Origin of the sequence: Wolbachia endosymbiont of Drosophila baimaii (genome assembly GCF_028982185.1) — a bacterium.
GTDB lineage: Bacteria > Pseudomonadota > Alphaproteobacteria > Rickettsiales > Anaplasmataceae > Wolbachia > Wolbachia pipientis.
Genome location: NZ_JAPQLE010000002.1, coordinates 1 through 5,311 on the forward strand (window position 1 = coordinate 1; position 5,311 = coordinate 5,311).

Sequence of the window (5,311 nt, forward strand, 5' to 3'; positions counted from 1 at the left end):
TGCTTTTTTTCTTAAATCATAACTATATGCTGCTGGCATTCAACCTCCTTATCATCATCTATCCTTATCCTATCACATCCGGACTTTTATAGAAAGAGCTATAACTGTCCTATGGCTGCTAGTTGCCCTTGATTCTGAAGCATTTTTATTGTTTTTATTTCATTACTAAGCATTGTTCTTTCTCTTTCATCAGCTTCAAGATTCTTTTCCATTAAATTGCTTATTAACTTTTCAAAATTATTTTCTCTTTTTTGAACCTCAGGTAATTTATCTATTAAATCCTTATATGAACTTTTCACTGCTTTTCCTGCTTCAATCGCTCCTTCTTTTATTTTTTCCCCTGCCTTTCCTATACCTATTCCTACATAACGTGCTCCAATAGCTACAAGCGCTATTAATGTAGCAAGCACAATAAGCGGAGAAAATGCTACTCCTAATACCATTCCAGCAGAAGCTATTCCTATTTTTTCATTTGCAGATGCTGATTTAAAATAATTGACTAGATTGTCCAGCGGACCTTTATTATTATTTATAACATTACTTATTGCTTGCTGATTAACAGATTTTAACGCCTCTTCTATTATTTTTGAGTCAACATTTTCAGAAGTTAAACCTTCAAGCGCTTCTTCAATGAATTTTATAAATAATTCTTTGTTGACCTCCTTTTGCAAGCCTTGGTCATTAATCGCTAAACCTAAATCTTTGAGGTTCATCCCTTTAACTTGTTCTGATAGGGTTGTAAATAACTCTTTTTTCCCCTCTTGTGAGGATTGTGCAATACTTTCTATTATATCTGAAATAGCTTTTCTTAGTTCTGGATAGTCAGTATCAAAAAACATACTATTGCTAGATTCCATATTCAGCTTCGTTGATTATAAATATGCCTAATTATACATACTAATCATTAATTATATTATAATTGATATAACATACCCCTTTCCAAATATAGAATTTGTATTAAAATATCTAGATTATATGAAATCAAGGTACTTTATGGGTGAAAAAAAATTAAAAGCTGCTGTGGTTTTATCAGGGTGTGGTCACCTTGACGGTGCAGAGGTAAGAGAAGCGGTTTTAAGTCTGCTTGTGCTTGATCAGCAGGAAGTGGATGTTAAATGCTTTGCACCTGACATCAATATCACACAAGTTATGAATCATAAAACAAAAGAGGCAGTGAAAGAAAAAAGGAATGTGCTTGCAGAATCAGCAAGAATCGCAAGAGGCGAAATATATGACTTAAAAGAAGCCAAAGCTGAAAATTTTGACATGCTAGTTGTACCTGGTGGATACGGGGTTGCGAAAAATTTATCTGACTTAGCTGAAAGTAAAGACATGGTGACAGTAATGCCTGAATTTGAAAGATTAGTTTCAGAATTTTTTGTTACAAAAAAGCCAATAGGAGCGATATGCATATCTCCAGCCATCATTGTTTCAATTTTAAGTAGCAAGATAGGTAAAGAAGAAAGTAAGGTTAAGGTAACTATAGGAGATGACAGAGAACAGTTGATAGAAAGGCTTGGCGGCGAGCACATAAAATGCGATACAGAGTTATCAATAGAAGACGAAGAACATAATGTATTTTCCTGTTCTGCTTATATGCGTAGCGACGAAAGTACATACTCTGTATATCAAGGGATAAAGCATATGATTGACAGCATGGTAAAAAAGATTAACAAAAAAACTAAACAGCCATTCCTATAAGGTGTACTAAATAAGACTTCTCTATTAATCACACAATTAACTGTTGAATTTTACATTTCTAGCTGTATTATGGCTACGTAGCTAAAGTAACTTAGGTTTATCGACGCTTTACTACTTGTTAGCGGTGTGGTGTAGTGGCCATATATGTTTAGTTCTTTTTTTTAAGGTATTTTGTATGTCAGATCTTTTCTATATTGAAACTACGTGTTGTGTGGACGGTCAGTGTGATGTCTATACAGGGGAAGTGAGTTTTAATGATGTCATGTTAGGCAAGTTCAGTCTAAATTCGTGCAGCGGGAAAGAAGCTATGATAAATCTAGACATTATTACATTCGATATTAATATCGCTATTGATGGTCAAAATGGAAAGACAATAAAAAAAGACCTTAAAGGTCTTGAATTTGTAACTAAAGATGATGGTTCTTGGTATATTAATAAGGATTTTGGTAATGATAAATTTGAAGTTATAGTAAAGCAATCATAATTTTACATCTCAGGTGTAACATTTAGTATAGGTGCTACTCTATTTATAATGTTTCTTACTATAGGCGCAGCAATTACTCCCCCGGTATGGTGCATCCCTTGAGGCTCATCAATAGCAATTAGCACTATGTACCTTGGGTCAAGCATAGTTAGCACTCCTATAAATGATGCTATGTTTGCATCTTTGCTATATTTACCATCTACAACTTTTTCCGCCGATCCAGTTTTTCCTCCTATTGAATATGCCTTTATTTTTGCTTTTCTGCCAGTGCCATCTGTTACTGCTGCACGTAATAATTTTCTCATTTCCCTGGAAGTTCTTCTTGAGATAATTTGCTCTCCTATACTTCTTTTATTCAACATCAAGGTTGCGTTATGAAATATCCCATTGTTGATTAATGCTGCTGCAGTTTGTGCAAGATGTATAGGAGTTACAGCTATGCCATAACCATAAGATGCTGTTATTAAAGTGTTTTCACTCCATTTATCCGGGATTATCGGTGTGGATTTTTCTGGTATTTCTATTTTCAAAGGAGAAAATAGCTTCATAGCTTTAAAGTATTCTACCTGTTTTTCAATACCTAGTTTGACTGCAATTTTTGCTGCACCAATGTTGGATGATTTTACAAATATATCTTGCACAGTAATTTTTGGAATTTTAGATTTATGAAAATCCTGAATTTTATACTTTCCAATGGTGATTGGTGTTGATACGTCATATAAATCGCTAGTTTTTGTAGCGTTCGCATCAAGCGCTGCGGCTATTGTAAAGTATTTTAATACCGACCCCATCTCATATACCCCAAGACTGGCGCGATTAAACTTTTGTACGTCTTCTGCCTTATTCTGTAAGTTGGGATTAAAATCAGGTAGGCTGACCATCGAGATAACTTCACTATTTCTCACATTTAAAACAATTCCTACTCCGCCAAGTGCCTGATATCTGCTTACAGCTTTAGTTAGCTCTTCATGCACTATGCTTTGCACTCGTGTATCTAAGGATAGTTGAACATATTGATCAGCAGAGCGTGACCATCCCTGTCGGATGACAGAAGATTGTGCAGAAGCTTGGTCTGGTGTCATTTCAGTGCACTGACACTGGAATCCAGTTTTATGCGCAATTTCATCACAAACATTGTTTTTGACATATGTTTCTGGAATCCGTTGTTCATCACGTAGTTTGTCAGTATTTTTATATCTGGATCCCAGTGTCACGCACTGGATCTGTTGTGTAGGGAATTGCTGTGCAGGAATTGCTTTCAAGTTGCAACATTCATACAACTGTATATCAGGTACTTGGATAACAGAATGTTGTTTGTTTTTACTTATATATGCCTCAACTCCTGCAATACCGTTGCCATCTATGTCAGTGTAACCAAGCACGTGTGAAAATAAATTACTGTGGGGATATATACGTTTTACATCGTTATAGAAGTTTATTCCTGGCACGCCGGCATTTTTTATTGCTAACAGTTCTTTTGGAGTTAAGTGCCGCTTTATCCAAGCAAATTTCTTTTCTGAAGTAAGTACTCTATATAAGTTCTTGTATTCGAGGTCATGCAAAGTAGAACACAGTTGTGCTGCTATACTTTCCGGATTCTTTACTTTGGTTGCATCTATATATAGTGATGTTGTGGGCACATTTGTTGCTATTACCACTCCATTTCTATCTAAAATATCGGGTTGTTTATGTACTATATTATCTTTTCTAAAATTTTCTGAAGTAGTAAGTTGATCAAATGTGAAAGAGAATATGCGAAAAATAATTATTATATAAAATATAAATAGTGGTACTATAAAATACAGTGAGCGGAGCTTATTTTTAAGTAATGCTTGCATATTTACTTGATTTGACAAAAATGGAAATCATCTTAGCTGAACCACGAGGTTTTTGTGCCGGGGTAAAAAGAGCTGTGGACATATTAGCTATTACTTTAGAAAAATACAAAAACGAGCGCCAAGTTTATGTGCTACACGAAATTGTTCACAATAAATATATAGTAGAGGACTTTAAGAAACAAGGAGTGGTTTTTGTAAGCAGTATCGAGGAAATTGAAGATAATGAAGGAATACTGATCTTCAGCGCGCACGGAGTATCAAAAAATATAGAAGATGAGGCAAAAAGAAAGGGTATTCAAGTGATTGATGCAACATGTCCTTTAGTCAGCAAAGTGCATAAAGAAGCAAAAAGGTATGAAAACAGTGGTAAAGAATTAATTCTCATTGGGCATGAAAACCATCCAGAAGTTAAGGGAATTAGGGGAAGAGTAAACAATCCTATCACTTTAGTGCAAACTTTGCAGGATGTACATGATTTAAAGGTTAAAGATCCAGATAATTTGTCTTATGTTACACAAACTACGTTAAGCATCGACGATACCCGTGACATTATTGCTGCCTTGAAATTAAGGTTTCCAGGCATAACAGGTCCAGATTTAAAGGACATATGCTATGCAACGCAAAACAGACAAAATGCTGTTAAAAAGCTAGCTGAAATTGTAGACATGGTATTAGTTGTAGGAAGTAAAAATAGCTCAAATTCAAACCGCTTATTAGATCTGTGCACTGCCAGAGGAAAAAGAGCCTACTTGATTGATAATTACAGCTGTGTGAATAAAAGCTGGTTTCAGGGCGTAGAAAAGATAGGAATCACTGCAGGTGCTTCCGCTCCTGACATATTGGTTGATGAATTAATGGACTACCTAAAAGTAAGCATGAATGTAGAAGTTTCAGTTATGCCAGGTGGTATTATTGAAAATGTTCAGTTTAAAATACCGAATCTGGTTTAAAACACAACTTATCTACTAAGCTTCTCTTAAAATCACACAAATCAGCATCTATAGCTAAGACGTCACACCGCGATTCATTAGACCTCTTGCATAACCATATAACAAACTTTTATTGGGAATAGAAACAAAAAACTTGCTTGACACCCTTCGCCAGCCCCCTTATCATAAAACTGAAGCTATTGTATTTGCTTTCGCCAATCTGCAGATTAAAAGGTAAGGATTACTTAATGTATCGGCGTCTTATGTTTAATTTTTTGCAGTACATAGATACTGTATGTCTTTACAAAACTTCATCTACATCTAGATTTTTATCTAAATAAGCTGAACGCGCTTATAAA

At 35.0% G+C, this 5,311-nt stretch carries 5 protein-coding genes; 3 read left to right on the forward strand and 2 right to left on the reverse strand.

The window, feature by feature from the left end; genetic code table 11:
• Nucleotides 1-98: 98 nt before the first annotated feature.
• Complete coding sequence (locus OZD66_RS00010) at nt 99-857, reverse strand: hypothetical protein (protein WP_259348566.1); 759 nt, start codon at nt 855-857, stop codon at nt 99-101.
• 136 nt (nt 858-993) lie between these two features.
• Here OZD66_RS00010 and elbB point away from each other — a divergent pair, with 136 nt between their 5' ends.
• Both elbB and OZD66_RS00020 read left to right on the forward strand, forming a co-directional pair.
• Nucleotides 994-1,701, forward strand: coding sequence for an isoprenoid biosynthesis glyoxalase ElbB (elbB, locus tag OZD66_RS00015; RefSeq protein WP_182367968.1), 708 nt, complete (start codon nt 994-996; stop codon nt 1,699-1,701).
• A 175-nt stretch (nt 1,702-1,876) separates the two neighbouring features.
• Complete coding sequence (locus OZD66_RS00020; protein WP_182367959.1) at nt 1,877-2,185, forward strand: hypothetical protein; 309 nt, start codon at nt 1,877-1,879, stop codon at nt 2,183-2,185.
• A gap of 2 nt (nt 2,186-2,187) precedes the next feature.
• Here OZD66_RS00020 and OZD66_RS00025 read toward each other — a convergent pair whose 3' ends face one another.
• Nucleotides 2,188-4,023 (reverse strand): peptidoglycan D,D-transpeptidase FtsI family protein, encoded by a 1,836-nt coding sequence (locus OZD66_RS00025; RefSeq protein ID WP_182367962.1) that lies wholly within the window; start codon nt 4,021-4,023, stop codon nt 2,188-2,190.
• Nucleotides 4,024-4,043: 20 nt separating this feature from the next.
• Between OZD66_RS00025 and ispH the strand changes: the two genes are divergently transcribed.
• Nucleotides 4,044-4,973, forward strand: coding sequence for a 4-hydroxy-3-methylbut-2-enyl diphosphate reductase (gene ispH / locus OZD66_RS00030; protein WP_182367971.1), 930 nt, complete (start codon nt 4,044-4,046; stop codon nt 4,971-4,973).
• The last annotated feature ends 338 nt before the right edge of the window (nt 4,974-5,311 follow it).

Bases quoted from the DNA above. Each gene is read 5' to 3' on its own strand.
- OZD66_RS00010 (WP_259348566.1), bottom strand. From the start codon at position 857: ATGGAATCTAGCAATAGTATGTTTTTTGATACTGACTATCCAGAACTA.
- ispH (WP_182367971.1), top strand. From the start codon at position 4,044: ATGGAAATCATCTTAGCTGAACCACGAGGTTTTTGTGCCGGGGTAAAA.
- OZD66_RS00025 (WP_182367962.1), bottom strand. From the start codon at position 4,023: ATGCAAGCATTACTTAAAAATAAGCTCCGCTCACTGTATTTTATAGTA.
- OZD66_RS00020 (WP_182367959.1), top strand. From the start codon at position 1,877: ATGTCAGATCTTTTCTATATTGAAACTACGTGTTGTGTGGACGGTCAG.
- elbB (WP_182367968.1), top strand. From the start codon at position 994: ATGGGTGAAAAAAAATTAAAAGCTGCTGTGGTTTTATCAGGGTGTGGT.